We start from the raw sequence: 26,405 nt of genomic DNA on the forward strand, positions 1-26,405 counted from the left end.
AGTCACTATAGGTGGGCAAATGCCCAAGATGCTCGGCTGCATTTTGTTGGCGCTTGTATCGCGAATTGTCTTTCGATAACAAGTGCCTTTCGTTAACATGTGCGGCTTTTCTTACACTCAGGGACTCTACGCGTTGGCGTGAAGGATAGAAAAACTCTATGAAATTTCTTGAGCAACATTTCAAGCTCTCTGAGCACAAAACGAACGTGAAAACTGAGGTAATCGCCGGGATTACAACGTTCCTGACGATGGCCTATATCATTTTCGTTAACCCCAGCATTCTCTCTGAGGCGGGGATGGATTATGGCGCGGTTTTTGTGGCGACCTGTGTGGCTGCTGCAATTGGCTGTTTGGTAATGGGGATTTGGGCTAATTACCCAATCGCGCAGGCGCCGGGTATGGGGCTAAACGCCTTCTTTACCTATGGTGTTGTTTTAGGTATGGGGTATGCTTGGGAAGCGGCCCTAGGGGCGGTCTTCTTGTCGGGCTTCTGTTTCTTTTTGCTGAGTATATTTAAGATTCGCGAGTGGATTATCAACTCGATTCCGCTATCGCTGCGTTTGGGTATTGCTGCGGGTATTGGTCTTTTCCTGGCCATGGTGGCGCTTAAAAATGCCGGTATCGTGGTGTCAAACCCGGCGACTTATGTCGCCCTTGGAGACCTTTCTGAGCCATCGGCGATTTATGCGCTGGTGGGCTTTTTTGTTATCACGGCCCTCTCGTATTTGAATGTAACCGGCGCGGTGATGATTGGTATTTTGGGCGTTACGGTGGTCGCCATGGTGCTCGGGCACAATGAGTACGGTGGCCTTATGTCGATGCCGCCGTCTATTGCGCCCACGCTGATGCAAATGGATGTCATGGCCGCGCTTGATGTCGCCATGCTGAGCGTGATTTTTGCTTTTCTGTTTGTCGATCTTTTCGATACCTCCGGCACGCTGGTCGGTGTCGCCCAGCGGGGCAAACTACTGGATAAAGACGGTAAATTGCCCCGGGTAGGCCGCGCGATGATGGCAGATAGCACAGCATCAATGGCAGGCGCGGCCCTGGGTACCTCGACCACCACCAGTTACATTGAATCCACCGCCGGTATTGCGGCTGGCGGGCGTACCGGTTTGACCGCCGTGGTCGTGGGTGTACTGTTTTTGCTTAGTCTCTTTTTTGCCCCCTTGGCTGGCTCCATTCCCGCTTATGCGACCGCCGGGGCACTGCTTTACGTGGCGGTATTGATGGCAGGCAGCCTTGCGCACGCTGACTGGGATGACGCAACGGAAGCCGCACCCGTCTTAATTGCCGCATTAGCCATGCCGCTGACGTTTTCTATCGCAGAAGGTATCGCGCTGGGCTTTATTAGCTACGTGGCGATTAAAACGCTATCGGGTCGCTTTAAAGATTTAAATATTGCAGTGGTGTTATTGGCGCTGCTGTTCGTGGCTAAATTCTTCTTTTTAGACTAAACCTCGACACTTTCCGACGAAACGAGAGACGCGATGAGCATCTATGGCGACTATATTAAGTCCGTTATCCGCACGGTGCCGGACTGGCCTGAACCGGGGGTAAATTTTCGCGATATTACCCCGTTACTACAAAACAGTGCCGCCTTTCGCAAGCTGATCGATAGCTTTGTGCACCGCTATCAAGAGATGAACTTAGATGCCATCGCGTCCATTGACGCGCGAGGTTTTATCATTGGTGCGCCTTTGGCTTACGAGCTTGGCTGTAGTTTTGTGCCCGTACGTAAGAAGGGTAAGCTGCCTTTTCAAACCATTAGTGAAACCTACACCCTTGAGTACGGTCATTCTGAAGTTGAGCTGCACTCCGATGCTTTTCAGAAAGATGACCGTATTCTTCTGATGGATGACTTGATCGCTACCGGCGGCACTATGCTGGCAGCGGCTAATCTGATTCAGCGTAGCGGTGGCCATGTGGTTGAAACGGCCACCATTATCGATCTACCTGAACTGGGTGGGTCGCAGAAAATTCGCGATGCAGGCTTTGGTGTGTTCGCGGTTTGTTCCTTCACCGAAGACGAGTAACGCCTTTATGAGTACTCACCGTTATCACCAACATTTTACGGTCTCCTGGGATCAGCTGCATCGCGATGTGCGTCAGCTGTGTCATCAGTTAATTGAGCGTGATTTTAAAGGCATCGTGGCAATTACACGCGGCGGACTCATTCCGGCGGCGTTGATTGCCCGAGAGCTTAACGTGCGCCTGATCGATACCGTCTGCATCAAAAGCTATGACCACATGGATCAAGGTGGGCTGGATGTCCTGAAAGGGGTTGACCATGATGGCGATGGCTGGCTTCTCGTTGATGACTTGGTGGATACCGGGAAAACGGCCAAGGCGGTCAGAGAAATGCTGCCTAAAGCGCACTTCGTCACGATTTACGCTAAACCAGAAGGGCGCCCGCTTGTTGACCAATACCTCACGGAAGTGGCCCAGCAGTGCTGGATCCAGTTTCCCTGGGATATGGGTGTGGCCTATGTAGAGCCGCTCGTCGATCAAGTCAGAAAGTAACGTTTGAAGCATTAACATTAATGTCTGAAACAATAAAATGTGTGAAGCAATAAAGAGGTGGGGAGATGGCGAATCCGTTACCGGGTGAGTGGGGAAGAGCCTTAGAAAGCGAGTTTCATGCTGAGTATATGCACTCGCTCAAGCAATTTCTCGCGGACGAGAAAGCGGCAAAAAAGGTGGTATACCCACACTCATCGAACTGGTTTCGCGCCTTTGAACTGACACCGCTTGATGAAGTCAAGGTCGTTATTTTGGGTCAAGATCCTTACCACGGCCCGAACCAGGCGCATGGGCTTTGCTTTTCCGTGCAACCGGGTGTACCCGTACCGCCGTCGCTTACCAATGTCTACAAAGAGCTCGCCTCTGATATCGGGTTTACGCCGGTCAAGCACGGCTATTTGGAGGCCTGGGCCAAGCAGGGCGTATTGCTTCTCAATACGGCATTAACGGTTGAACAGGGCAACGCGGCATCGCACCGAGGCAAAGGCTGGGAGCCGTTCACCGACCGTGTGATTGAGACGGTCAGTGAAAAATCGCCTCCTTGCGTTTTTTTGCTGTGGGGAGGCCATGCACGGCAGAAGAAGCAATTGATCGATCGTCAGCAACATTTGGTGCTTGAAGCGCCTCATCCTTCGCCGCTTTCCGCCCACCGCGGTTTTTTTGGCTCGCGCCACTTTTCCCAGGCGAATGACTTTCTTCAATCTCAAGGACGAACGCCGATTGATTGGCAATTGCCGGAAACCCCTTAACCTCAAGACTGGTTGCGCGTAGAATGGCGCGCAATTTTGTATGCCCGTCGAGACGACGAACGTCGTTGAATCAAATGCCTGCAGTGAGGAAGTCCCATGAGTGTTCATGCCATTAATCATCCGCTTGTGCAGCATAAGCTGGGGCTGATGCGCGAAGCGGATATCAGCACCAAAAGCTTTCGTGAGTTAGCCGGTGAAGTGGCAAAGCTTCTTACTTATGAAGCCACTCAAGGGCTAGAGCTTGAAGACCACGATATTGAAGGCTGGAACGGAGAGCCGATTGCCACACGCCGACTTAAAGGCAAAAAAGTCACCGTCGTGCCGATTTTGCGCGCTGGCTTGGGCATGCTGGAAGGCGTGACGGATTTAATTCCCAGTGCGCGTGTTAGCGTAGTGGGCTTATACCGTGATGAAGAAACGCTGCAGCCGGTACCTTACTTTGCCAAGTTTGCCAATGATATCGAAGAGCGTATGGCCATTGTGATCGACCCGATGCTCGCCACGGGCGGCTCCATGGTGGCAACCCTTGATATGCTGCGCGAGCGCGGCTGCGAAAGCATGAAAGTGATCGTCCTTGTCGCAGCGCCCGAAGGCATTAAGCGTGTACAAGAAGCCTATCCGGATATTGAGATTTACACGGCGTCCATCGACGAAAGGCTAGACGAGAACGGCTATATCGTTCCCGGACTCGGCGACGCCGGCGATAAAATTTTTGGTACGCGATAAGCGTCCCTAGACTAACGGCCCCTTACGCCCTGCGCGTTGGGGGCATTTTTTTGCCCTGGTGATAAACATGAAGCATATAGGGCAGCGTGAAATTTATTTTGTTGGATATTAAGGAGGCCAGAGTGACAGATACAACTGCGCAAACTGATTCATGGCTCAAAATGCTACTGACGGGAACTCAGATGCTCTTTGTTGCCTTCGGCGCGTTGGTGCTGGTGCCACTACTTACTGGGCTCGACCCAAGTGTGGCATTGTTTACCGCCGGGGCAGGCACGTTAGTCTTTCATGCCGTCACCAAGCAAAGCGTGCCCGTATTTTTGGCCTCTTCATTTGCGTTTATTGCCCCCATCCAAGGCTCCATTGCTAACTTTGGTATTCCCGCCACCCTAGGCGGTTTGATGGCAGCGGGTTTGGTCTATGTGGTGATATCCCAAGCGGTGCGACTCAAAGGCACGGTATGGTTACACCGGTTGCTGCCAGCCGTGGTGGTGGGCCCGGTGATTATGGTGATTGGGTTGGCGCTAGCGCCGGTAGCGGTGGATATGGCCACCGGCGAAACGAGCGATAGTATCAACTATACCAAGGCGATTGTGCTGTCGATGGCAAGCCTTTTGGTGACCCTGGTGCTCGCCGTTTTTGGGCGCGGATTGCTTCGTTTGGTGCCCATTATTGGCGGTATCGTGACCGGTTATGTGCTGGCACTTTTAATGGGCGTGGTCGATTTTTCACCGGTGGTTGAGGCAAGCTGGATCGCTTTACCCAGTTTTACCGCCCCCGAGTTTCATTGGGCCGCAATTTTGTTCATGATTCCTGTCGCTATTGCGCCGGCGGTAGAGCACATTGGTGATATGGTCGCGATTGGTTCGGTCACGCGTAATAACTATCTTGAAAAACCGGGGCTGCACCGCACGCTTTTAGGCGATGGCTTAGCGACGACCTTGGCGGCTCTCTTTGGTGGTCCTCCCAACACGACCTATTCGGAAGTGACCGGCGCGGTGACGCTAACACGTGCTTTTAACCCGATGTACATGATCGTAGCAGCGGTGATAGCTATCCTTCTGGCTTTCGTTGCTAAGCTAGGGGCTCTTTTACAGACCATTCCCGGTCCTGTGATGGGCGGTATTATGACGTTGCTCTTTGGTTCGATTGCCGTTGTGGGGATGAACACGCTGGTGCGCGCGGGGCATTCATTGACAGCTCCCCGTAATCTAGTGGTCGTGTCGCTAATACTTGTTTTTGGTATCGGCGGTATGCAGTTCGGCAGTGGTCAATTCACGCTTCAAGGCGTAAGTCTTGCGGCGCTAGTGGGTATTGTGCTGAATTGGGTGTTGCCGGGTGCCAGTGAAGATGCGTAACCCGTTTACGAAATAAAAGGAGCACGCCGCAATGCCGTCAACGCCTTCGTCATTCGCCCATATCGCCCCTGTGACGCCGATGCCTTTTCCTGTGCTAAGCGTTGCTGCCTGGAGCGGTACCGGTAAAACCACGCTGCTCACACAGCTAATGCCGATGCTGCGCGATTTCGGCCTTCACGTGGGCGTCGTTAAACACGCGCACCACAGCTTTGATGTCGATAAGCCGGGTAAAGATAGCTATGAGCTTCGCCAGGCAGGGGCATCGCCTATGCTGGTTGCCTCACATCAGCGCTTTGCTTTGATGCAGGAAACCCCTGAGCACCAGGAGCCCGATCTTAATTACCTCCTTGGTTTGATGGTGCCGCATGCGCCCGATTTGGTGATTGTTGAAGGCTTTAAAGCCTGGCCGTTGGCAAAGTTGGTCCTCTACCGTGAGGGGGTTGGAGACCCCGCGATTTTGGATGATGCGTGGGCGCGCGCGGCGGCGCTTAAAGTGGAATATGAGCGCCCGTTAAGGCCAGATGTCACCCGGCTAGATATTGATGATATTCACGCAATTGCCCAGTGGGTGAGGCAGTGGACGCTGGCAACACGTGAGGTGAATGCTTAACAGACGTGGTGGTGCCGAGCGCTCGTCTGACTTGGTATCCTATCCGCTAAAGTGATTTAAGGTGATTTACATGCAGCTGACGCATCTTAACGCCCGTGGTGAAGCCAATATGGTGGATGTGGGCGACAAACAAGCAACGCGCCGTGAGGCCGTGGCAACAGGGCGCATTATGATGCAGCCACAAACGCTCAAGCTATTGGTGGACGGCGCGTTGCCTAAGGGTGATGTGATTGCGACAGCACGCATTGCAGGTATTCAGGCCGCGAAGCGAACCCATGAACTGATCCCTTTGTGCCATTCGCTTTCGCTGTCAAAAGTGGCGCTCGATTTTGACATCGACGAGCAATATGAGTGTGTTCACGTTGAGGCGATGTGCCGGCTAAGTGGGCAAACCGGCGTTGAGATGGAGGCGCTGACGGCGGTCTCGGTCGCATGCCTAACGCTTTATGATATGTGCAAGGCGGTGGACAAAACGATGCGCATCGACGCCGTTCAGCTTGAGAGTAAGCGAGGTGGTAAGAGCGGTGACTACCAGCGCGACGGCAGCGGTTATGAAAATGTGCCCCCCATTGTGACCGGTACCGGCGCCGCTGGTGAAGTCAGTATAGGTGAGCGCTGTGCCTCGCCATGTGTCCGCGTGAAGTTTCTTGCCGAATTACGCGAGCGGCTGGGTGAGAGCGAAGCCATCATCAACTTAGATGAGATGGAGTCGCGCGACGTTGGTGGGCTTAAAGTGGCACTCGCAAAGCGCAGCGATATCTTTGCCGCGTTGAGTGATCGCCGTGCGTTGTGTGCCGTTAATCAGGTGATGGCCAACGACAATGCACCGGTAACCGACGATGACGAAGTGGCGTTCTTTCCACCTGTCACCGGGGGGTAAGATGAATATTGGCGTGAAGGTACAGTTGGCCCCGTTCGATATGGCCTATGGCTATGAAGATTTGCTCGCTCAGCGAACCGATGTGGGCGCCGTGGTGAGTTTTACGGGGTTGGTGCGTGACTTTAACGAGTCGCCCGAGGTAACCGGCTTAACGCTTGAGCACTACCCGGGCATGACCGAGCGCACGCTAGAAGACATTAGTGAACAAGCTTGGCAGCGCTGGTCGCTTCAGGGCGTGCGTATCATTCACCGCATCGGCTACATGGCGCCGGGCGACCCTATCGTGCGGGTGTCCGTGGCAAGTGTACACCGTCGTGATGCCTTTGAAGCCTGTGACTTTATTATGGATTACCTTAAAACCCAGGCGCCGTTTTGGAAAAAAGAGCACGCTCAAAAAGGCGACTATTGGGTGAAAGAGCGCGATACCGATCAACACGATGCCTCGCGCTGGTGATTGAAACGCAAGTTAAGCATCAAGGTGACTCAGGCATCTCGGCGGCCATGATTTGTAAATGCACTTCAGGCAAATGCTGCATATGCTCCGCGAGCCACGCAATCAGACGAGGTTGCAAGGCTTGGCGGAGCTCCGCCAGCGTATCCGCGTGGATCTCGTCTAGCTGCTCGTCGAGCCAATCGCTAAAGCTGTCTTCATCTAGTGGGCTGGCGCCGGCGTTATCCAACATCAAACGACCGATGCGCCACCAGCCCGTGTCACTCGCAGTAACGGGTAAGGCGAGGTAGAGGCTGCCACGTCGCGAGCTATGGCTGGGCGCTTCAAGCCCAGGGTGGGGCGTAACACTGTTTTGATCCACAATACAGGGTGGCTGCGGATAGCGCGCTTCGCATCGCAGCCCATGGCTATCAAATATCAGCATATCGCCGTTAATCGGGGCTAATGGCGCTTCAATTCCCAGGGACTCTGCGATAGCTTGGTGAGCCTGCTGGTGGCGGGCTTCACCGTGCACCGGTAGCAAATGCTTGGGCTTTACCCAGCGATAGAGCGTGCATAGTTCATCGTGGGCCGGGTGCCCGGTGGCGTGAAGTTCAGGGTGGTTGAATTCATCAAATACCGTAACACCGAGTTGAACGAAACGTTTTTTCAGTCGCTCGATAGGGCGTTCGTTACCGGGGATGGCCTTTGCTGAGAAAATGATATTATCGCCCGGCTCCAGGTCGACAAACGGGTGTCGACCTTGCGCTAAGCGTTGAAGAGCCGCGCGTGGTTCGCCTTGACTGCCGGTGGCAATAATCACGATCTCTTCCGGCGGCAAATAACCCAAGTCGTGTGCGGGTACCAGCGGAGGCAGCTCGTCTAAGTAGCCTAATCCACGTGCCACCGTTACCATGCGCTCCATTGAACGCCCCATCAAGCTGATCCTTCGCCCGCAGCGTTGCGCTGCGCGGGCGATGGCGACAATACGCGCTACATTGCTGGCAAAGCACGACACCACGACACGGCCTTTGCAGGTAGCAAGCGTTTTGGCCAAAGCACGGCCAACATCGCCCTCACTGCCTGAATGACCTGGCATAGGGGCATTGGTGGAGTCACCTACGACGAGATCAATCGGAGCGAGAGCGCGAAATTGAGCGGCATCGATCGGCTTGCCTACCAGTGGCTCGGCATCGAGCTTCCAATCACCGGTGTGCAGTATCCGGTAGTCGCCGGCTTGCATGACAAGCGCGCAGCTCTCTGGGATAGAGTGGGTTAGCGCTAAGTAACGCAGCGTGAAAGGGCCTGAGGTTAGCGCTTCTCCGGGCTCGATAACCTTAATGGCATCGTGTTTTAGGCCGTGCTCGGCAAATTTGAGCCGCAATAGCCCAGCGGCTAATGGCGTGGCGTAAATCGGACATTGCCAATGGGGCCACAGCCAAGCCACCGCGCCGATATGATCTTCGTGCCCGTGGGTGATAAATAGTGCGGCTGGGGAAATATCAAGCGTTGTCAGCGTATCAAGATTAGGGACTTGCAGTGGGGTATTGGGCAAGTCCTGGCGTATCATCATGCCGCAGTCGACGGCGATCCAATGCTCCGCGAAACCATACAGCGTGAAATTCATCCCCACTTCACCACACCCCCCTAGCGGCAGTAAGCGCAAGGGGCGACGGCGGCGAGGGCGAATGAGTACGCGCGGTGCTTGCATGTTGATGAAAAGCCTTGAAAGTTGGGCCTTTACTATACGGGATTGCAGGGGCGTGTCACAATCGTACTTGTCACTCATGGCGCCTGTTGCGGTGTGCAGTGCCGGGTGTTTTTTGCGTTGTTACCATAGTTGTTTTTCGCCGCTTGGCGGTTAGATTCGGTTGATAGAGTACACTTACCTATGTCTAATGTTCCTCAGTCTCACTATTATCGCCTGGTGGTTTCTTGTCCCGATCAGGTCGGAATTGTAGCTCGTGTATCTAGCTTTATCGCCCAGCAGGGCGGTTCTATTACCGAGGCAAGCCAGCATTCTGACTTAGAAACCGGGCGCTTTTTCATGCGCTACGAAATTCTGGCGGAGTCGCTTGGTATTACAGCGCAGGCGTTGCGCGAGGGCTTTGCCCCAATAGCGCAAGCGTTCAACATGCAATGGGCGCTGACCGATACGAAGCGCCTTCCGCGTGTCGTACTGATGGTTTCCAAGGAATCCCATTGCTTAGTGGACCTTCTTTACCGTTGGCAGGCGGGCGAATTGGCGTGTGACATTGTGGGCGTTATTTCAAACCACAGCGATATGTGCGCGCTTACCGAGTGGTATGGTATTCCGTATTACCATATCCCCGTTGACCCGCAGGATAAGCAGCCGGCATTTGATGCCGTCGAAGCGCAAATAGAAACTCTTGATACTGACTGCGTGGTGCTAGCGCGTTATATGCAGATTTTGCCGCCAGCACTGTGCCAGCGCTATCGGGGGCGTGTGATCAATATTCACCACAGTTTTTTACCCTCGTTTGCGGGAGCGAAGCCTTACCACCAAGCATATGAACGCGGTGTGAAGCTCATTGGCGCTACTTGCCATTACGTGACCGAAGAGCTCGATGCCGGGCCGATTATCGAACAAGATATTCACCGCGTGAGTCACTGCCACACGCCGACGGATCTTGTGCGCTTTGGGCGTGATGTAGAAAAAGCTGTGCTGGCGCGTGGGTTGCGTTGGCATTTGGAAGACCGCGTGATTATTCACGGTAACAAGACAGTGGTGTTTAGCTAATTCATCGACGGCTGAGGTGGCTATGTCATTCGCGGAAAGTGTGCTGGCTCCTTGGGCATTATGGTTATGTGGCGCTATTTCGCTGGCCGTGCTGGTGTGTGTCATGGCGCTGAAGCCGTGGCAATCCTTACTCGAGGATACCGCGCTGCAGCATCGCTGGCTGGCCGCTACCTTAGCGGTCGTGTTGATGTGGCAGCTGCGCGCTCAAGCCGTTGACTGGCTGACGCTGCACTTGGTCTTCACGGCATTGATGACACTGGTTTTTAAAGCACCGCTTGCGCTGATCAGTAATGTGATGATTAACGTGGCGATGGTGGTGATTGGTCGCAATGAGTGGGCACTGCTTGGCGCGAATGTGCTCGTCACCGGCATTATGCCGGCGTTGGTGGTGGGCATTATCTGGCGTCTTGTGGATCGTAAGCTGCCCGATAACCTAATGATTTTTTTGTTTGTGTGCGGTTTTTTTGGTTCGGCTCTTGCGACACTGGGGGGCGGCTTGACGGCCGTTGGGCTGATTGTCGCTGCGGGTACTGATCCCGAAGCTATTCATTTGGCGCAAGAGTATGCGCGCTTTTTGCCTTTACTGATGCCGTCTGAAGCCTTTATTACGGGGATGCTGTTAAGCGTGTTGATGGTTTATTACCCCAGCTGGGTGGCCACATTCAATGACCACCGTTATATCGATATGCAATAACTCTTTAGCTTAGAGCATTCTACTCTACCCAAGGGCTTGACCATTACCACCACGAATTACGCCAACGCCAACGCCTTCAATCTCTAGCGCTTGAGTGCGCAGGTCTATCACAATCGGATCAAACTCTGCGTTTTCCGCGATCAACTGAACGTTGTGTCCTTGGCGCTTAAAGCGCTTAACAGTGACTTCGTCTTCAATACGAGCGACAACGATTTGACCATCGCGCACGCGCTCGGTGCGATGGACCGCTAGCAGGTCGCCCTCTAAAATTCCCACATCTTTCATCGAGAGCCCGCGCACGCGCAATAAATAATCGGCTTTCGGCGTGAAGTATTCAGGCGGTAGCGGGCAGTAGCGGTCAATGTGTTCGGCGGCTAAAACGGGGCTTCCCGCTGCGACTTCGCCAATGACCGGCAAGCCGTTGGGCGCTGTGCCCTCAGCAGTACTCTCGTTAGAGAACTCTTGTCCTTCGATGGTCTCTTGCGCGGGTAAGCGGATGCCACGAGAGGTGTTGCGGATAATGCGAATGGCACCTTTTCGCTCTAGTGCGCGCAAGTGCTCTTCGGCTGCGTTTGGGGAGCGAAACCCAAGTGCTTTAGCAATTTCGGCGCGCGTCGGCGGGTAACCGTACTCGCCCATGGTTTTGACAATAAAGTCGTAAACATTTTGCTGACGAGCTGTTAAAGGCCGTGACATCGCAAGCTCCTATTTATGCACGTTTTGACATCTCGATGGTACTACTACGTCAATAACGCAAAGTGGTTTTGTGTGATTAAGTATACAGTATGTCGCTCTGTCCAGTACAACCGTTATGTGCATTTTTCCTCATTTTTCTGGTATGGCTGTTTAAGTGTAAAAGGGCAAACGTCACTTTAGCGTTAAAAACTCCCGATTCATCGACATTGAGCCCGCATAACACATGGCGTAACATTCTAGAATGTTTAAAACACTCGTTTTTTAGGAGCGACCATGGCTCAGTCTGATACGGTGACACGGATACTGGATACTGCTGAAGTATTGTTTGCCGAACGCGGTTTTGCGGAAACGTCACTGCGTAATATCACCAGTAAGGCACGGGTCAATTTGGCCGCCGTGAATTATCACTTTGGCTCTAAAAAAGCCCTGATTCAAGCGGTGTTCTCGCGCTACCTTGATCCTTTTACGCAGCGCTTTCACACTGCGCTTGATACGCTGGAAGGGCGCTACGAAGGACAGGTGATTCCTCTAGAAGAACTACTGGAAACCATGGCCACTACGGTGCTGGCCGTACCTGCCGAGCGTAATAGCTTGAAGGTGTTTATGCGCCTGCTCGGACTTGCTTATAGCCAAGCGCAAGGGCATTTACGCCGTTTTATTCAAGACGAGTACGGTGATGTGTTCACGCGCTTTACGGAGCTAGTGCGTCAGGCAACGCCAGATATCCCCGATGCCGAGCGATTTTGGCGCCTGCATTTCATGCTTGGTACGGTGATTTTTACTCTTTCGGGTTTGGATGCCCTACGCGATATTGCGGAAAAAGACTATCAAGAGCAGGTTTCCGTGCGTGACCTTGTTAGGCGGTTGCGCCCCGTCGTAGTAGCTGCGATGAACGCACCGCTGCCGGCAAACGTCGATGAGGAGAAGTATGCGAACGCCTAAGCTCAGTGAGTTGCCGCCTTCGCACGCCTATTGGCTAGAGATTGATACCCAGTGTCAGAGGCTTACTTTATGGAAAGGGGGGACAGCGTTTTTCTCTTGCTTGGTTTCTACGGCGAAAGCCGGCATTGGGCAGGAGGAGGGCAGCGGGAAAACGCCTCACGGGTGGCACTATGTGCGTGCCGCTATGGGTACCGATGCGCCGGTGAATGCGGTATTTCGTGGTCGACGCTGGACAGGTGAAGTCTACACGCCCACGCTAGGCCAGCAGTATCCCGAGCGCGATTGGATATTAACCCGTATCCTGTGGTTATGTGGTTTAGAAACGGACCGTAACCGTAGAGGATGCGTGGATTCCCAACGCCGCTATATCTATATACATGGCACGCCGGAAAGCGAGCCTATGGGGCAAGCGCTGTCTCATGGCTGTATTCGCCTAAGCCGAAACGATTTGCTCTACGTGTTTGATCATGCCCCGCCGGGAACGCCGGTGTGGCTGCACGGTTAGCGAATAGTTGCATGTACCGAGTGTTTGTCTAGAATTAGCGCTCCTTTTTTTTCAGGATCTTTCGCCATGTCGCACCCCTTTGGCCCGGTCATGCTTGACCTTGACGGGCTTTCTTTAACCCGCGATGAGCGCAAGCTATTAAAAGCCCCAGCCGTTGGCGGCGTGATCTTATTTGCGCGTAACGTCGAAAGTGCCTATCAGGTTCGAACGCTTTGCGATGCCATTCGCCGTGAACGGCCAGGGCTTCTTATCGCGGTGGATCAAGAAGGCGGACGCGTACAGCGCATCAAAGAGGGGGTGACGCGCTTACCGCCGATGGCCGCTTTGGGTAAACGATACCAAAGCACGCAAGCAGAAGGCGCTGTTTTGGCGAAAGATGCCGGCTGGTTATTAGGTATGGAAATGGCGGCTTGCGGCATAGACATCACGTTCGCGCCAGTGTTGGATATCGACAGCGGCGTTTCGAGCGTGATTGGTGATCGTAGCTTTGGCGCCGACCCTGAGCAAGTAAGCGCATTGGGCCAAGCCTTTATTACTGGCCTCCATGAGGCGGGTATGGCAGCCGTTGGTAAGCATTTTCCTGGCCACGGCAGCGTGGCAGAAGATTCGCATCTAGCGCTACCCATTGACGAGCGCCCGTTGGACACTATCAAGCAGCACGACCTGATCCCGTTTGCTCACCTCGCCAGCGACTTAGATGGCATCATGCCCGCCCATGTGATTTATCGCGCTTTTGATTATCGTCCTGCGGGGTTTTCGCCCAGCTGGTTGGGGATGCTGCGAGAATCGTTAGGTTTTAAAGGCTGTATTTTCTCGGATGACTTAAGCATGACTGGTGCCCAAGAGATTGGAGCCCCAGCGGAGCGCGCCCAAGCAGCCCTGCGAGCAGGCTGCGATATGTTGCTGGTGTGTAATGACCGCGAGGCGGCGCTCGACGTGGTGGCTGCCTGCGCTGGTCTCGGTGCCAAGCGACCGACGAAACTACGTTACGCGCGTGCTCGCCCAGATATCAATGCGCTCACCGCCCTCGGGCGTTGGCGTCGTACTCACGCTAAGCTTGAAGCGCTGGCGGCTGAGTACGCCTAAATTTTCTTTTGTGACGTTTGGAAATAAGACATGGCTAAGCTAGACAAAGAGGCGCTCGCCTCGCTCGACTCCATGCGTGAGCTAATGGACGACGCGGACTGCTTGATCACCCAAGAGCAGGTCGAGCACGCGCTTGACCGTATGGCAGACGAAATTAACCGTGATCTTGGCGATAAACTGCCTGTTTTTTACTGTGTGATGAACGGTGGCTTGATTACCACCGGGCATCTGCTGACACGTCTTGGCTTCCCTTTGGAAGTGGACTACCTCCACGCGACGCGTTACCGCAGTGAACTGCGCGGCGGTGAGCTTTTTTGGCGTGTCTCACCCGAAGTCCCTATGGCGGGTCGCCACGTTGTGATTATTGACGACATTTTGGATGAGGGCGCCACCCTTGCCGCTATTTTGGCTTACTGCAAAGAAGCGCAAGCGGCGAGTATCAGCACCGCCGTGCTGGTAGATAAACAGCATGATCGCAAAGCGGTACCCGGACTTAAAGCCGATTATTGCGGGCTAGAAGTCGCGGATCGTTTTGTCTTTGGTTTTGGCATGGATTACAAAGGCTATTGGCGTAACGCCCCCGGTATTTTTGCGCCCAAAGGACTTTAGGGTAATGCGTTAAGCGCTGCCATCAGCGCGGAGAAAAACGCCGAGCCAGCCCTGTTTCGGCAATCATGCGGGTCGAGATCTCTTCTACCGAGAAGCGAGTGGTATCGATGTAAGGGATATGCATCGAACGGTAGAGTGACTCGGCCTGCTCCACTTCTTGCAAGCACTGATCCATTGAGCTATAGCGGCTATTCGGCCGGCGCTCGTGACGAATCGCAGCGAGCCGACGGGCATCGATGGTCAGGCCAAAGAGTTTATGCTGGTGCGGGGCCAAAACTTTCGGCAGCTTGAGTACACCATCTTCGTCTTGATCGTCCTCAGTAAGGGGGTAGTTGGCCGCGCGAATCCCAAACTGCAGCGCTAGATAGAGCGACGTAGGCGTTTTGCCGCAGCGCGAGACCCCTACCAGAATAATATCGGCTTTATTGTATTGGTGTGTACGCGCCCCGTCGTCGTTATCCAGCGCAAAGTGAACCGAGTGGATGCGGTCCATGTAGACGTCATCGCTGCCGATGGAGTGCGTACGCCCGACGCTGTACGAGGAGTGTGTATTGAGCTCTTGCTCCAACGGTTTAAGAAAAGTAGAAAAAATATCTACCTTGAAGCCTGACGCTTCGCGAATGACGTCGCGAATCTCTTGATCCACGATGGTGTCAATGATGATCGGGCGCTCGCCGTCGCGATTGGCGGTGGCTTCAATCACTTCTACTAACGCCTGGGCTTTCTCCAGTGTGTCGATGTAGGGCTTCGTCTGCATGTTGATATCGACATTTTCAAACTGTGCCAGCAGGCTGCGGCCTAGGCTTTCTGCCGTAATCCCGGTGCCGTCAGAGATAAAAAAAGCGGTGCGTGTCATGGTGCTCCCAATCAGCAGTCAAAAAAGTAGCGGTTATTGTCGAGCGTTGGAGTGCTAATGACAATGTGGCGCGGATGACAATGTTCTCCTGCGAGCCATTAGTGTTCTGACTACACAACTCGACAAAAAAACCGTTATGTTGTAAATATCCTCCACTCTCTCCGCAGTTAGACTAATGGCGAATATATCCGGCTAGTGCTAGGGTGTCAGCGTCAATTAGTGGCGGCCCACTGGCCGTACGGAGTTTAAATGCGAGGGGGTTGCGTGGAAGAGTACATTCTGTGGTTTGATCAGTTGGGCATGGCCGACGTTGAGAGCGTCGGCGGGAAAAACGCCTCGCTGGGTGAGATGATCTCCAACCTGTCGGAAGTGGGGGTTACCGTCCCTGGCGGCTTTGCTACAACCGCTCACGCCTACCGTGAATTTCTTTCCCACGAAGGCCTCAACGAACGCATCAACGACACGCTGAAACGCTTGGATGTCGATGACGTTAAAGCGCTAAGCGAAGCTGGACGCAATATCCGTCAGTGGGTTATGGATACACCGCTGCCTCCCGCTTTTGAAGCCTCGCTGCGCGAGGCTTACGAGCACCTTCAGAAGCAACACCCGAATTTGAAAGTTGCCGTGCGCAGCTCGGCAACCGCTGAAGATCTTCCCGACGCGTCGTTTGCTGGCCAGCAAGAGACATTTCTTAACATCGAAGGCTTCGCCAATATCAAACGTGCGGTGCTAGAAGTTTTCGCCTCGCTGTTCAATGACCGTGCGATTTCCTACCGCGTTCATCGCGGCTATGCCCACGAAAACGTCGCACTTTCCGCCGGTATCCAGAAAATGGTGCGCTCGGAAACCGGCGCAGCCGGGGTCATGTTTACCCTGGATACCGAATCGGGCTATCGCGATGCGGTGTTTATTACCGCTTCCTGGGGTTTGGGTGAAACTGTGGTACAGGGCGCGGTGAACCCGGATGAGTTTTATGTGCATAAGTCGACGCTGGCGGCAGGTCGCCCGGCCGTGTTGCGCCGTAATCTTGGCTCTAAGTTGATCAAAATGGTCTACGGTGAAGATGCCAGCGCAGGAAAATCAGTGGAAACCGTCGATGTACCGCTTAAGGACCGGGGACGTTTCTGCATCAACGATGAGCAGATCATGGCGCTGTCGCGACAAGCTATGACGATTGAAGAGCACTATCAGCGCCCCATGGATATCGAATGGGCGCTTGATGGGGATGATGGCAAGCTTTACATCGTTCAAGCCCGCCCGGAAACCGTCGTCTCTCAACAAGAGGGCGGCAAACTTGAGCGCTTCAACCTCAAAGAGAAGGGGCGCACGTTGGTAACCGGGCGTGCGATCGGCCAGCGTATTGGCCGTGGTGCAGTCAAGGTGGTACTCAGCCCGGATGAAATGGACAAGGTTCACGACGGCGATGTGCTGGTGACCGACATGACCGACCCTGATTGGGAGCCGATCATGAAGCGCGCTTCTGCCATTGTTACCAACCGAGGCGGGCGCACCTGCCATGCGGCGATCATTGCCCGCGAATTAGGGGTACCTGCTGTAGTGGGTTGCGGCGATGCCACGAAACTTCTTAATGAAGGTAGCGACGTGACAGTCTCTTGTGCGGAAGGCGATACCGGCCACGTCTATGAGGGCCTACTAGAGTTTGATCGTAAGGTCACAAGCATTGATGCAATGCCGGAGATCCCGTTCAAGATTATGATGAACGTCGGCAACCCAGATCGTGCGTTCAGCTTTGCCAGCTTACCCAATGCAGGTGTGGGCTTGGCGCGCCTTGAGTTTATCATCAACCGTATGATTGGCGTTCACCCCAAAGCGCTGTTGGAGTACGACACGCTGCCGTCGGATTTGCAGCAAATTATCGATTTGCGCACCGCCGGCTATGATGATCCGGTTAGCTTCTACGTTGATAAATTGGTTGAAGGCATCTCGACGCTGGCAGCATCGTTCTATCCGCAGCGCGTCATCGTTCGCCTCTCGGACTTTAAGTCCAACGAGTACGAAAACCTAATCGGCGGCAAGCTTTACGAGCCCGGTGAAGAAAACCCGATGCTTGGTTTCCGCGGTGCTTCGCGCTATATCTCCGATGCATTTCGCCCTTGTTTTGAGCTTGAGTGCCGTGCGCTTAAGCGCGTTCGGGAAGTGATGGGGCTGGATAACATCGAAATCATGGTGCCTTTCGTGCGTACGACCGAGGAAGCGCGTGAGGTGGTGGATCTGCTTGCGGCCAACGGGCTCAAACGAGGTGACCATGGCTTGAAGGTCATCATGATGTGTGAGCTTCCGGCTAATGCGCTACTGGCCGATGAGTTCCTGCAGTACTTTGACGGTTTCTCGATCGGCTCTAACGACTTAACCCAGCTGACATTGGGCCTAGATCGTGACTCGGGTATCGTGGCGCATCTCTTTGACGAGCGTAATGAAGCGGTCAAGAAACTGCTAGCCATGGCGATTCAAGCGTGTAAAGCGCAAGGCAAGTACGTGGGGATTTGTGGACAAGGTCCGTCGGATCACCCGGACTTGGCAAAATGGCTGATGGAGCAAGGGATCGATTCGGTCTCGCTCAACCCTGATGCCGTCTTGGAAACCTGGTTTATGCTCGCCGGTGAGAAGCTCGCCTAAAAACGGTAACGTCTTTTCTTGTTTCATACGCCCGGCCTAACGTCGGGCGTTTTAGCTTGAGGTAAAGTGAGACGTAATGAACACCACGTCCGAAAAGGAGTGCTTATGCTACGCCACTGGAAAAACCTCTGGCCGCTAGGTTTTTTGCTGCTGCCGCTGTCTGCTGCGGGGTTTAGCTACGAAGCCCCTGCCATCTCGCCGGAAACCGAATCGGGCTTTGAAGAGAAGCCTGGCTGGGAGACAGAGATGTTTGCTGTGGCGGCGGCAAACCCGTTGGCTGCTGATGCGGGTTATCAGGTGCTCAAAGCGGGTGGCAATGCGATGGACGCGGCCGTGGCGGTGCAGATGGTGCTGGCCTTGGTCGAGCCGCAGTCAAGCGGTATCGGTGGCGGCAGCTTTTTGCTCCATTTTGATGGGGCCAACGTTCAAGCATTCGATGGGCGTGAGACAGCGCCGGCAGCCGTGGACGAGGATCTTTTCCTTGACGTACAAGGCGAGCCGCTGGCTTTTATGGAGGCCGTAGCAAGCGGGCTTTCAGTCGGCGTGCCGGGTACGCTAAAAATGCTCGAAAAAGCGCATAGCGAACATGGTGCGCTAGCGTGGGAAGTGCTTTTTACTCCGGCTATCACCTTGGCGGAAGAGGGGTTCGAGGTTAGCCCCCGGTTACATGAAAGCCTAGCGAGCGATGAGGCGCTTCGAAACGACCCGTTGGCGAAAGCGTTTTACTACCAAGGCGAAGATACGCCAGTGAGCGTCGGAGAGACGCTGAAAAATCCTGCGCTGGCAGCGATTCTGCGCCAAATTGCCCAGCACGGCAGTCATGCCCTGCACGAAGGGGCCATCGCGAAAGATTTGGTCGAACGCGTCAATACGCATCGCCACCGCCCAGGGGAGATGAGCCTGGACGATTTGGCCGAGTATGACGCCTTGTCCCGTGAGCCTTTGTGTACCCCCTGGCTTCAATGGGAGGTATGTGGTTTTCCCCCGCCCTCGTCGGGGCATTTAACCGTAATGCAGATATTGGGCATGCTGGACCAGCGGTCAATGCTTGAAGCGCCGCTAGATGATGGGGCGCCAAGTGGGGGCTGGTTGCACCAGTTTTTAGAGGTCTCGCGGCTCGCCTTTGCAGATCGCAACCGTTACATCGCCGACCCCGCCTTTGTAGATGCGCCAGGCGATGACTGGAACACATTGCTTGCGCCTGCGTACTTGGCCAAGCGTGCAGCCTTGGTATCTTCTGAAAAAAGCATGGGAAACGGGGCCGAGCCTGGCAACCCGGGTGAGCTAGACGTTAGCTGGGCGGTTGCACCTTCGCAACCAGAATATGGTACCAGCCATATCAGCATCGTGGATGCCGACGGCCGAGCGGTGGCGATGACGTCTTCGATTGAGCAGGCATTTGGCTCGCGAATTCTTGCCGATGGTGACACAGGGCTTGCCGGGGGGTACCTGCTCAACAATCAACTCACGGATTTCTCTTTCGTGCCCGAAGTAGACGGTAAACTGGTTGCTAACCGAGCAGAAGCAGGTAAGCGGCCACGCTCTAGCATGAGCCCAACGCTCATTTTCGAGCGCGAAAGTGGAGAGCTGGTGGGCAGCTTAGGCTCACCCGGCGGGGCGGCAATTATTCACTACACGGCGCGTACGTTAGTGGCGTTGCGAGATTGGGGGCTAAATGCCCAAGAGGCGTTAAACCTCCCACATGCTATAACGCTCGGTGATCGTGTGTTTGTTGAAGCTGATAGCTTCCCGGAAGAGACGCTAGACGCGCTAGAGGATTACGGACACAAGGTAACGCAGCGCGAACTCACAAGTGGGCTACAAGTGATTATGCGCCAAGATGACGGCACTCTTTTCGGCGGTGCTGATCCTCGGCGAGAAGGGGTCGTGATGGGCGAATAACGCTCGTCACTGGCGTAACCAGCTGCGCAGTTTGACCAGCATAAGGCCACCGTCGCTAAGTTCGTGGCGATCAGTCAGCAGTTCATTGAGCCGATCAGGGTAGTCGGTAATAATCGCATCGACGCCCATATCTATCAGCGTTGACATGTGGGCGCGGCTATTGACCGTCCAAGCGTGGACTTCGTAATCATAAAGGACTGCCAAGCGCATCTCTCGTTCTGTGATGCGGTTGTGGCGCAAGCCAAGCGCATCAAATTCATGCCGGTTGAGGGTGCCAGGTAGAATCAGTTGGGCCAGTAACGTTGTGCGTAAGGCGGGCGCGCGTGCTTCTAAATGGCGAAGTAACGCTGGTGTCATCGTAGCCACGCTCATTTCCATAAATGCATTAGGAAAACCGCAGCGTGCATAGGCATCCAGTGGTGCTTGCTGTTGAGACCAGCAAGTACGTCGCTCGTCGCTTTCAGTATGTAGCGAGGCGATAACGGCATCGGCGAGTCGTCGACTTTGGCCTGGGAGTGGCTTCATCTCTATCATCAGGCTGGCTTTGCCGCGCACGGCACGTAAGGTTTCATCTAGGCCAGGGATATGCTCACCTTGAAAGGCATCACCAAACCAACTGCCCACATCAAAGTGGCTTAGCTCTTCGCGGGTTAAATCGCCAAACTCGCGCCGGTCACCTGTTAGGCGCGCCATACTGCGATCGTGATAGAGCATTACTTGATCATCGGCGGTTAAGCGAACATCAATCTCAATTGAATCGGCACCGTCTCTGATTGCCCGATGAATCGCTGCTAGCGTGTTTTCAGGAGCCACCATGGAGCTGCCCCGGTGGGCGATAATCTCGATATCGTCGCTTAGCTCGAAGCTATTAAGTATCCACCACGCCTGTAATCCCGCAAATAGCAGCACGCCAAGCTCTACTGCCCACGCAAGACGCCCCGGGTGTGAAGCTTGGGGTGCTGCTGCGTGCTGCGAGCGATGGGAAAGTTGCAGGTATAAGCAGGCTGACAGCATGGCGTTGACCGCAATGCCCAAAAACGTGATGGCAAGGGTCACGAGGACATAGCCCGTCAGATAGGCCAACATTGCCGGCAACAGGACGGCGTTATGTTCCGGTAACCACCAAAGCAGAGGGGTGAACAATCGATCAAAAAGCAGCGTGGTTAAAATTGGCAGCACAATAATACTGACCAGTACGAGAAGCACCGCCATGCCAATCGAGCGATGCCAGCCACGGGTAAGCACAACGCTGCGCTTGAGGGCACCCCAGGGTGAGATGTTCTCCAGTGCCACTAAAGGCAGTGCCAGTAACCACCGTAGGTAAAGTCTCGCTGCAAGCCATACCCAAAGCCCCATTATGGGCAGTGCCGACGCTAAAAAGTACCACAGTACTGGCGGCTTTACGCGTTGCAGGTAATAGGTATCTAGCCCACCAAGCCAAGCGCCGTAAAGCCATGTGAGGGCGAACATAAAAGGCGCAATCAGCAAGAGGTGAGAGCCGACTTGCAGGGTGACGAGGCTGGCTAGCGCGGGCAGACGCCGGGTGCTTAGCCACAGTGCGTCTAAGGCTAAGCGGTAGTGATTGTTACGTGGGCGTATGGCAACGTGAAGCATGCCGGCCTGCTGCCAATAAAGCACCAAAAAACCAAGCCCCAATGCAACTAGCGACACGCCAAGTCCCAGTGGGCTAAACAAAAGGGCTACCAGTTCATCGGTCGTGACAACCGTTCGATTGAGCTGCGCCAACAACGCGTGTATCGCCCAGAAAACGGCAGGTAGAAGCAGAGAAGAGGCGAGCAGGGTAAAAAACAGGTGAAATGCTATGAGTGGCCGGAGGTGGTCACGCAGTGTTCTGACTAAGGATCTTCCTAGCGTTTTCAGTGGCTGCATAGTGATGGTTGAATAAGCGTAGCTGACCAATAGTGATGAAACGGCCGTGAGAAACGATAAGTGGCTAAACAGTGCCGAAGCGTATCGAGTTAAAGAGCCAGGGTGGCACTGTTCCACCACCGCTGGCAAGCGAAGCGACAATCAAGCGGGAAGTGTCAGGCGTTCTTTGGCAATCACGATGCCGTTGTTATCGGCGTAGAGCCACTGCCCGGGTTCAATGGTGACCCCGCCAAAGGTGATGGCAATATCGCGCTGCCCCTCGCCGTGCTTTTCGCTTTTGCGCGGATGGCTACCGAGCGCCTGCACACCGAGGGACAGTGTGGCGAGTATATCGACGTCACGTACGCAGCCATACATCACAACGCCTGCCCAGCCGTTTTCTACTGCCTGTTCGGCGAGCATATCACCGAGCATCGCGCAGCGGTAAGAGCCGCCAGCATCGACCACCAGTACGGCGCCGTCTCCTGGCTCGGCAACAGCCTGTTTTACCATTGAGTTGTCCTCAAAGCACTTAATCGTCCGTACCGGACCGCCGAACGCGTCTAAACTGCCGAAATTGGCAAAGAGTGGCTCAATGACGGCGACGTCGGGATAGCTATCGCAAATATCGGGGGTCACGATATCGTTTGTATTGACGTTAATAGAAACGTTCATGGAAAACTCCTTCTGCTTTATCTAATAGAAAGTGATCTTATCCAATGGCATGCCATGAATGCTAATGTGCAAAAAAACGCCCCGCCTGCAAAGGCAGGAACGGGGCGTTCGGTCATCGGCTCAGAAGCGTAATGCTTGCTTCTGTGATGGTGCGAGCATCGGCGATGTCGGTCAGATGGAGATGCTTACGCTTCTTGTTCCACCGGAATCACGTTCGAGGCGATCTTTTGATACTCCTCGATTTCGTGGAAGTTCATGTAGCGATAGATTTCGCTGGCCATGGCATCAAATTCACTCATGTAGCGCTGATACTCTTCAACGCTGGGTAGACGACCTTCTACCGCCGCCACGGCAGCCAGTTCGGCGGAAGCGAGGTAGACATTGGCGCCATCGCCCAAACGGTTGGGGAAGTTACGTGTGGAAGTGGAAACCACCGTGGATTTCGCCGCAACGCGTGCTTGGTTACCCATACATAGCGAACAACCTGGCATTTCCATACGCGCGCCAGCACGACCGTAGATGCCGTAATACCCTTCTTCGGTCAGCTGATGCTGGTCCATCTTGGTAGGCGGCGCCAACCACAGGCGGGTCTTCAGGCTGCCGGCCGGCTGCTTCTCAAGCAATTTGCCTGCGGCGCGGAAGTGGCCGATGTTGGTCATGCACGAACCGATGAATACCTCATCAATCTTCTCGCCAGCGACATCAGAAAGCAAACGGGCGTCGTCCGGGTCGTTCGGTGCGCAGAGGATCGGCTCTTTGATTTCGCTCAGATCGATCTCGATGACTTCGGCGTATTCCGCATCTTTGTCAGCACGCATTAGGCTCGGATCGGCTAACCAGGCTTCCATTGCCTCGATACGACGGCTGATAGTGCGTTCATCGCCGTAACCGTTACTGATCATCCACTTAAGCAGTGTAATATTGGACTTCAAGTACTCACTTACGCTGTCTTCGGAAAGCGTAATGGTACAACCCGCCGCAGAGCGCTCTGCAGACGCGTCGGAAAGTTCGAATGCCTGCTCGACGGTAAGGTCGTCAAGCCCTTCGATTTCCAATACGCGGCCGGAGAAAGCATTTTTCTTGCCGGATTTCTCGACGGTCAGCAGGCCTTGCTTGATACCGTAAAGCGGAATGGCGTGAACCAAGTCGCGCAGTGTAACGCCCGGCTGGCGCTCGCCTTTAAAGCGCACTAGCACGGATTCCGGCATGTCCAGTGGCATCACGCCGGTAGCGGCGGCAAATGCCACCAAGCCAGAACCGGCAGGGAAGGAAATACCCATCGGGAAGCGAGTATGCGAGTCGCCACCGGTACCCACGGTATCCGGCAGCAGCATGCGGTTAAGCCAGCTGTGAATGATGCCGTCGCCCGGGCGCAGCGAAACACCGCCGCGGTTCATGATGAAGTCGGGCAGTGTGTGGTGAGTGTCGACGTCAACCGGCTTCGGGTAGGCCGCCGTATGACAGAACGACTGCATGACCAGGTCGGCCTGAAAACCGAGACAAGCAAGATCTTTAAGTTCGTCGCGGGTCATCGGGCCGGTCGTGTCCTGAGAGCCCACGGTGGTCATTTTCGGCTCGCAGTACATGCCCGGACGCACGCCGTCCATGCCACACGCTTTGCCGACCATCTTCTGCGCCAGCGTAAACCCTTTGCCGGTATCAACCGGTTGTTCTGGCAGACGGAAGACGTCAGACGACTCAAGGCCGAGCGATTCGCGTGCTTTTCCGGTCAAACCGCGGCCGATGATCAGCGGGATACGGCCACCGGCGCGCACTTCGTCAAGAATCAGCTGGGTCTTGAGTTCGAAAGTCGTCAGTACTTCGTCGGTGCCGTGCTTGCACACTTTGCCTTCGTAAGGGTAAACGTCGATGACGTCGCCCATGTTGAGATTGGATACGTCCATCTCAACCGGCAGCGCGCCCGAGTCTTCCATGGTATTGAAGAAGATCGGGGCGATTTTGCCGCCAAAGCAGAAGCCGCCGGCTCGCTTGTTAGGCACGTTCGGGATATCGTCACCGAAGAACCACAGCACCGAGTTGGTAGCGGATTTACGTGAAGAGCCGGTACCCACGACGTCGCCGACGTAGGCCACCGGGAAGCCTTTGGCTTTTACTTCTTCGATCTGCTCGAGCGGGCCAACCTTGCCTTGCTCAATCGGCTTGATGCCTTCGCGCTCGTTTTTCAGCATGGCGCGAGCGTGCAGCGGGATATCCGGGCGCGACCAAGCATCCGGTGCCGGAGACAGGTCATCGGTGTTGGTTTCGCCCGGCACCTTGAATACGGTCAGGGTGATTTTTTCTTCCAGCGCCGGCTTAGAGAGGTACCATTCGGCTTCTGCCCAGGACTGAATAACGTCCTTGGCAACAGCGTTGCCGTTTTTAGCGCGCTCCTCCACGTCGTGGAAGGCATCAAACATCAGTAGGGTGTGCTTGAGCTGTTCGCCAACTTCGCGGGCCAAGTCTTCGTTATCTAAAAGCTCAACCAACGAGACAATGTTGTAGCCGCCCTGCATGGTGCCGAGCAGTTTGACCGCGTGGATCTTGTCGATCAGCGGGGAAGTGGCGTCACCTTTGGCGATGGCGGTTAAAAAGCCTGCTTTTACATAAGCTGCTTCATCGACGCCGGGCGGCACACGGTTGGTGATCAAGTCGAGAATGAACTCTTCTTCACCCGCCGGTGGGTTTTTCAATAACTCTACAAGATCAGCAACCTGCTCTGCGGTCAGGGGCTTGGGTGGTACGCCCTCTGTAGCGCGTTCCTCGACATGTTGGCGGTAAGCTTCAAGCACGTTGGGGCCCTCTCATTTGCTTTATGATGGCTGGCTGGGTAGCGACTGAAAGTCAGCAGCGGACAGGCCAGGCATACGATATACGCTTGACAAACAGCGTCTGGTTAGGTGTAGGCGATTCTACGGTAAACTGTCGACAATGTTAAGCGAGCAGACGGGTAAAGGCCTTGTACTTTGGTGAAAGTACTTCGGTGAAAGTACTTTGGTGCAAGCACTATGGCGAAAGTGTTTTGATAAAAGCCCGCAGATGAGAATCCAGTATCAAGATGGAGCATAAGCCAATAGGTGTGATTCTGGCGTTGCCACGTTAATATGAATCGGCTAATCATGACGTAATAGCAAATGTCATGCCGTGTACCTGTAGTGATAATTGATGTTGCACAATGCCTACGTTTTAGATACATGTCTTGTACAATGGCGAAAACGTTTTGTTGAGTACGGGTGTTATGTCGATATTTGCCGCTGAATTAAACCAGGCGGATCATTCTCTAACAGGAGATGATTTGCTGCCTGATAGTCTGCTGAATTTTTTAGCCTGCCCCACCCCTAAGGTGTGGTTGAGTTGGGCGCTGGAAAATCCCGAGCTGCTACTGATTGATCACGCACAATGCGAAAAAAAAGCCGCGTCAACGGCGATGAGTTTGCTCTATCGGTATGTTGATCAACCCTTACTGCTTAGCAAAATGTCGCAGCTAGCGCGTGAGGAGCTTTTACATTTTGAACAAGTGGTTCAATTGATGGAAAAGCGTGGCGTAACGTATCGGCATTTAACCGCCTCGCGCTATGCCGAAGGGCTGCGACGGCATGTACGCACCAATGAGCCTGAGCGGTTGATCGATGTGCTGATTATCGGTGCGTTGATTGAGGCGCGTAGCTGTGAACGTTTTGCTTGCTTGATTCCTTATTTAGATACCGAGCTTGCTAAGTTCTATCGTACGCTGGTGAAATCGGAAGGGCGCCATTTTGAGGATTACCTTTTGCTGGCAGGTCAGCAGACCCGAGAACCTATCGATGAACGCATTGCGTTCTTTGTGGCTTGTGAGCAGGAATTGATTATGTCGGTTGATACGGTGTTTCGTTTTCACAGTGGTGTCCCGGCGTAACCCGCCAT

The 26,405-nt window shown here is 54.3% G+C and carries 24 protein-coding genes; 18 read left to right on the plus strand and 6 right to left on the minus strand.

Annotation, left to right across the window (positions count from 1 at the left end; all coding sequences use genetic code 11):
* The first annotated feature begins 158 nt into the window (after nucleotides 1-158).
* From HZS81_RS12175 to moaE, 9 genes are all read left to right on the plus strand, one after another.
* Nucleotides 159-1,457 (plus strand): NCS2 family permease, encoded by a 1,299-nt coding sequence (locus HZS81_RS12175; protein WP_179930831.1) that lies wholly within the window; start codon nucleotides 159-161, stop codon nucleotides 1,455-1,457.
* Nucleotides 1,458-1,490: 33 nt separating this feature from the next.
* A complete protein-coding gene (locus HZS81_RS12180) occupies nucleotides 1,491-2,036 on the plus strand; it encodes an adenine phosphoribosyltransferase (protein WP_179930832.1) in 546 nt (181 codons plus the stop codon).
* Nucleotides 2,037-2,043: 7 nt separating this feature from the next.
* Nucleotides 2,044-2,523: a xanthine phosphoribosyltransferase gene (gene gpt / locus HZS81_RS12185; protein WP_179930833.1), complete on the plus strand. Its 480-nt coding sequence runs from the start codon at nucleotides 2,044-2,046 to the stop codon at nucleotides 2,521-2,523.
* 65 nt (nucleotides 2,524-2,588) lie between these two features.
* Complete coding sequence (gene ung / locus HZS81_RS12190; protein ID WP_179930834.1) at nucleotides 2,589-3,272, plus strand: uracil-DNA glycosylase; 684 nt, start codon at nucleotides 2,589-2,591, stop codon at nucleotides 3,270-3,272.
* 96 nt (nucleotides 3,273-3,368) lie between these two features.
* On the plus strand, nucleotides 3,369-3,998 hold the full coding sequence (gene upp, locus HZS81_RS12195; RefSeq protein WP_179930835.1) for a uracil phosphoribosyltransferase: 630 nt from the start codon (nucleotides 3,369-3,371) through the stop codon (nucleotides 3,996-3,998).
* A gap of 161 nt (nucleotides 3,999-4,159) precedes the next feature.
* Complete coding sequence (locus tag HZS81_RS12200; protein WP_179930875.1) at nucleotides 4,160-5,353, plus strand: uracil-xanthine permease family protein; 1,194 nt, start codon at nucleotides 4,160-4,162, stop codon at nucleotides 5,351-5,353.
* A 31-nt stretch (nucleotides 5,354-5,384) separates the two neighbouring features.
* Nucleotides 5,385-5,963 carry a molybdopterin-guanine dinucleotide biosynthesis protein B gene (gene mobB, locus HZS81_RS12205; protein WP_241697488.1) on the plus strand — a complete coding sequence of 193 codons (579 nt, stop codon included), beginning with the start codon at nucleotides 5,385-5,387 and terminating at the stop codon, nucleotides 5,961-5,963.
* 70 nt (nucleotides 5,964-6,033) lie between these two features.
* Nucleotides 6,034-6,843, plus strand: a complete 810-nt coding sequence (gene moaC, locus HZS81_RS12210) for a cyclic pyranopterin monophosphate synthase MoaC (RefSeq protein ID WP_179930836.1) — start codon at nucleotides 6,034-6,036, stop codon at nucleotides 6,841-6,843.
* A gap of 1 nt (nucleotide 6,844) precedes the next feature.
* Nucleotides 6,845-7,297, plus strand: coding sequence for a molybdopterin synthase catalytic subunit MoaE (gene moaE / locus HZS81_RS12215; RefSeq protein WP_179930837.1), 453 nt, complete (start codon nucleotides 6,845-6,847; stop codon nucleotides 7,295-7,297).
* Between the two features lie 19 nt (nucleotides 7,298-7,316).
* On the opposite strand, the gene HZS81_RS12220 is transcribed toward moaE, so the two are convergent.
* Nucleotides 7,317-8,900, minus strand: a complete 1,584-nt coding sequence (locus tag HZS81_RS12220) for a ribonuclease J (protein ID WP_179930877.1) — start codon at nucleotides 8,898-8,900, stop codon at nucleotides 7,317-7,319.
* Nucleotides 8,901-9,164: 264 nt separating this feature from the next.
* Between HZS81_RS12220 and purU the strand changes: the two genes are divergently transcribed.
* A complete protein-coding gene (gene purU / locus HZS81_RS12225; protein ID WP_179930838.1) occupies nucleotides 9,165-10,034 on the plus strand; it encodes a formyltetrahydrofolate deformylase in 870 nt (289 codons plus the stop codon).
* A 22-nt stretch (nucleotides 10,035-10,056) separates the two neighbouring features.
* The gene (locus HZS81_RS12230) at nucleotides 10,057-10,728 is read left to right on the plus strand and encodes an energy-coupling factor ABC transporter permease (protein WP_179930839.1); all 672 of its coding nucleotides are present in this window, start codon (nucleotides 10,057-10,059) and stop codon (nucleotides 10,726-10,728) included.
* Nucleotides 10,729-10,752: 24 nt separating this feature from the next.
* On the opposite strand, the gene lexA is transcribed toward HZS81_RS12230, so the two are convergent.
* Nucleotides 10,753-11,424: a transcriptional repressor LexA gene (gene lexA / locus HZS81_RS12235; RefSeq protein ID WP_179930840.1), complete on the minus strand. Its 672-nt coding sequence runs from the start codon at nucleotides 11,422-11,424 to the stop codon at nucleotides 10,753-10,755.
* A gap of 273 nt (nucleotides 11,425-11,697) precedes the next feature.
* Between lexA and HZS81_RS12240 the strand changes: the two genes are divergently transcribed.
* The 4 genes from HZS81_RS12240 to HZS81_RS12255 all read left to right on the plus strand — a co-directional run bounded on the left by HZS81_RS12240 (nucleotide 11,698) and on the right by HZS81_RS12255 (nucleotide 14,566).
* A complete protein-coding gene (locus tag HZS81_RS12240; RefSeq protein ID WP_179930841.1) occupies nucleotides 11,698-12,366 on the plus strand; it encodes a TetR/AcrR family transcriptional regulator in 669 nt (222 codons plus the stop codon).
* Complete coding sequence (locus HZS81_RS12245) at nucleotides 12,353-12,871, plus strand: L,D-transpeptidase (protein WP_179930842.1); 519 nt, start codon at nucleotides 12,353-12,355, stop codon at nucleotides 12,869-12,871. Before HZS81_RS12240 ends, HZS81_RS12245 begins: the two co-directional genes overlap by 14 nt.
* Nucleotides 12,872-12,937: 66 nt before the next feature.
* Nucleotides 12,938-13,957 carry a beta-N-acetylhexosaminidase gene (gene nagZ, locus HZS81_RS12250; protein ID WP_179930843.1) on the plus strand — a complete coding sequence of 340 codons (1,020 nt, stop codon included), beginning with the start codon at nucleotides 12,938-12,940 and terminating at the stop codon, nucleotides 13,955-13,957.
* Nucleotides 13,958-13,987: 30 nt separating this feature from the next.
* Nucleotides 13,988-14,566: a hypoxanthine-guanine phosphoribosyltransferase gene (locus HZS81_RS12255; protein ID WP_179930844.1), complete on the plus strand. Its 579-nt coding sequence runs from the start codon at nucleotides 13,988-13,990 to the stop codon at nucleotides 14,564-14,566.
* 22 nt (nucleotides 14,567-14,588) lie between these two features.
* On the opposite strand, the gene ppsR is transcribed toward HZS81_RS12255, so the two are convergent.
* On the minus strand, nucleotides 14,589-15,422 hold the full coding sequence (gene ppsR / locus HZS81_RS12260) for a posphoenolpyruvate synthetase regulatory kinase/phosphorylase PpsR (protein ID WP_179930845.1): 834 nt from the start codon (nucleotides 15,420-15,422) through the stop codon (nucleotides 14,589-14,591).
* Between the two features lie 264 nt (nucleotides 15,423-15,686).
* Between ppsR and ppsA the strand changes: the two genes are divergently transcribed.
* Together ppsA and ggt are read left to right on the plus strand one after the other, a co-directional pair.
* Complete coding sequence (gene ppsA, locus HZS81_RS12265) at nucleotides 15,687-18,059, plus strand: phosphoenolpyruvate synthase (RefSeq protein ID WP_179930878.1); 2,373 nt, start codon at nucleotides 15,687-15,689, stop codon at nucleotides 18,057-18,059.
* Nucleotides 18,060-18,164: 105 nt separating this feature from the next.
* On the plus strand, nucleotides 18,165-19,961 hold the full coding sequence (gene ggt / locus HZS81_RS12270; protein ID WP_179930846.1) for a gamma-glutamyltransferase: 1,797 nt from the start codon (nucleotides 18,165-18,167) through the stop codon (nucleotides 19,959-19,961).
* A gap of 6 nt (nucleotides 19,962-19,967) precedes the next feature.
* On the opposite strand, the gene HZS81_RS12275 is transcribed toward ggt, so the two are convergent.
* From HZS81_RS12275 to acnB, 3 genes are all read right to left on the minus strand, one after another.
* Nucleotides 19,968-21,851, minus strand: a complete 1,884-nt coding sequence (locus HZS81_RS12275; RefSeq protein ID WP_179930847.1) for a glycerophosphodiester phosphodiesterase family protein — start codon at nucleotides 21,849-21,851, stop codon at nucleotides 19,968-19,970.
* Between the two features lie 141 nt (nucleotides 21,852-21,992).
* Complete coding sequence (gene rraA, locus HZS81_RS12280) at nucleotides 21,993-22,505, minus strand: ribonuclease E activity regulator RraA (RefSeq protein WP_179930848.1); 513 nt, start codon at nucleotides 22,503-22,505, stop codon at nucleotides 21,993-21,995.
* 185 nt (nucleotides 22,506-22,690) lie between these two features.
* Nucleotides 22,691-25,294: a bifunctional aconitate hydratase 2/2-methylisocitrate dehydratase gene (gene acnB / locus HZS81_RS12285; protein WP_179930849.1), complete on the minus strand. Its 2,604-nt coding sequence runs from the start codon at nucleotides 25,292-25,294 to the stop codon at nucleotides 22,691-22,693.
* A 446-nt stretch (nucleotides 25,295-25,740) separates the two neighbouring features.
* Here acnB and HZS81_RS12290 point away from each other — a divergent pair, with 446 nt between their 5' ends.
* Nucleotides 25,741-26,397, plus strand: a complete 657-nt coding sequence (locus HZS81_RS12290; RefSeq protein ID WP_179930850.1) for a MiaE family protein — start codon at nucleotides 25,741-25,743, stop codon at nucleotides 26,395-26,397.
* Nucleotides 26,398-26,405: the final 8 nt, after the last annotated feature.

The organism is Vreelandella salicampi, assembly GCF_013415105.1.
GTDB classification, from domain to species: Bacteria; Pseudomonadota; Gammaproteobacteria; order Pseudomonadales; family Halomonadaceae; genus Vreelandella; species Vreelandella salicampi.

What these genes read in the sequence shown, in the direction of transcription:
- HZS81_RS12200 (WP_179930875.1), top strand. Translation starts at nt 4,160, where the DNA reads ATGCTACTGACGGGAACTCAGATGCTCTTTGTTGCCTTCGGCGCGTTG.
- ggt (WP_179930846.1), top strand. Translation starts at nt 18,165, where the DNA reads ATGCTACGCCACTGGAAAAACCTCTGGCCGCTAGGTTTTTTGCTGCTG.
- mobB (WP_241697488.1), top strand. Translation starts at nt 5,385, where the DNA reads ATGCCGTCAACGCCTTCGTCATTCGCCCATATCGCCCCTGTGACGCCG.
- HZS81_RS12230 (WP_179930839.1), top strand. Translation starts at nt 10,057, where the DNA reads ATGTCATTCGCGGAAAGTGTGCTGGCTCCTTGGGCATTATGGTTATGT.
- HZS81_RS12180 (WP_179930832.1), top strand. Translation starts at nt 1,491, where the DNA reads ATGAGCATCTATGGCGACTATATTAAGTCCGTTATCCGCACGGTGCCG.
- HZS81_RS12240 (WP_179930841.1), top strand. Translation starts at nt 11,698, where the DNA reads ATGGCTCAGTCTGATACGGTGACACGGATACTGGATACTGCTGAAGTA.
- HZS81_RS12255 (WP_179930844.1), top strand. Translation starts at nt 13,988, where the DNA reads ATGGCTAAGCTAGACAAAGAGGCGCTCGCCTCGCTCGACTCCATGCGT.
- HZS81_RS12175 (WP_179930831.1), top strand. Translation starts at nt 159, where the DNA reads ATGAAATTTCTTGAGCAACATTTCAAGCTCTCTGAGCACAAAACGAAC.
- HZS81_RS12275 (WP_179930847.1), bottom strand. Translation starts at nt 21,851, where the DNA reads ATGCAGCCACTGAAAACGCTAGGAAGATCCTTAGTCAGAACACTGCGT.
- nagZ (WP_179930843.1), top strand. Translation starts at nt 12,938, where the DNA reads ATGTCGCACCCCTTTGGCCCGGTCATGCTTGACCTTGACGGGCTTTCT.
- ung (WP_179930834.1), top strand. Translation starts at nt 2,589, where the DNA reads ATGGCGAATCCGTTACCGGGTGAGTGGGGAAGAGCCTTAGAAAGCGAG.
- ppsR (WP_179930845.1), bottom strand. Translation starts at nt 15,422, where the DNA reads ATGACACGCACCGCTTTTTTTATCTCTGACGGCACCGGGATTACGGCA.
- gpt (WP_179930833.1), top strand. Translation starts at nt 2,044, where the DNA reads ATGAGTACTCACCGTTATCACCAACATTTTACGGTCTCCTGGGATCAG.
- purU (WP_179930838.1), top strand. Translation starts at nt 9,165, where the DNA reads ATGTCTAATGTTCCTCAGTCTCACTATTATCGCCTGGTGGTTTCTTGT.
- lexA (WP_179930840.1), bottom strand. Translation starts at nt 11,424, where the DNA reads ATGTCACGGCCTTTAACAGCTCGTCAGCAAAATGTTTACGACTTTATT.
- upp (WP_179930835.1), top strand. Translation starts at nt 3,369, where the DNA reads ATGAGTGTTCATGCCATTAATCATCCGCTTGTGCAGCATAAGCTGGGG.
- HZS81_RS12245 (WP_179930842.1), top strand. Translation starts at nt 12,353, where the DNA reads ATGCGAACGCCTAAGCTCAGTGAGTTGCCGCCTTCGCACGCCTATTGG.
- moaC (WP_179930836.1), top strand. Translation starts at nt 6,034, where the DNA reads ATGCAGCTGACGCATCTTAACGCCCGTGGTGAAGCCAATATGGTGGAT.
- moaE (WP_179930837.1), top strand. Translation starts at nt 6,845, where the DNA reads ATGAATATTGGCGTGAAGGTACAGTTGGCCCCGTTCGATATGGCCTAT.
- HZS81_RS12220 (WP_179930877.1), bottom strand. Translation starts at nt 8,900, where the DNA reads ATGAATTTCACGCTGTATGGTTTCGCGGAGCATTGGATCGCCGTCGAC.
- HZS81_RS12290 (WP_179930850.1), top strand. Translation starts at nt 25,741, where the DNA reads ATGTCGATATTTGCCGCTGAATTAAACCAGGCGGATCATTCTCTAACA.
- rraA (WP_179930848.1), bottom strand. Translation starts at nt 22,505, where the DNA reads ATGAACGTTTCTATTAACGTCAATACAAACGATATCGTGACCCCCGAT.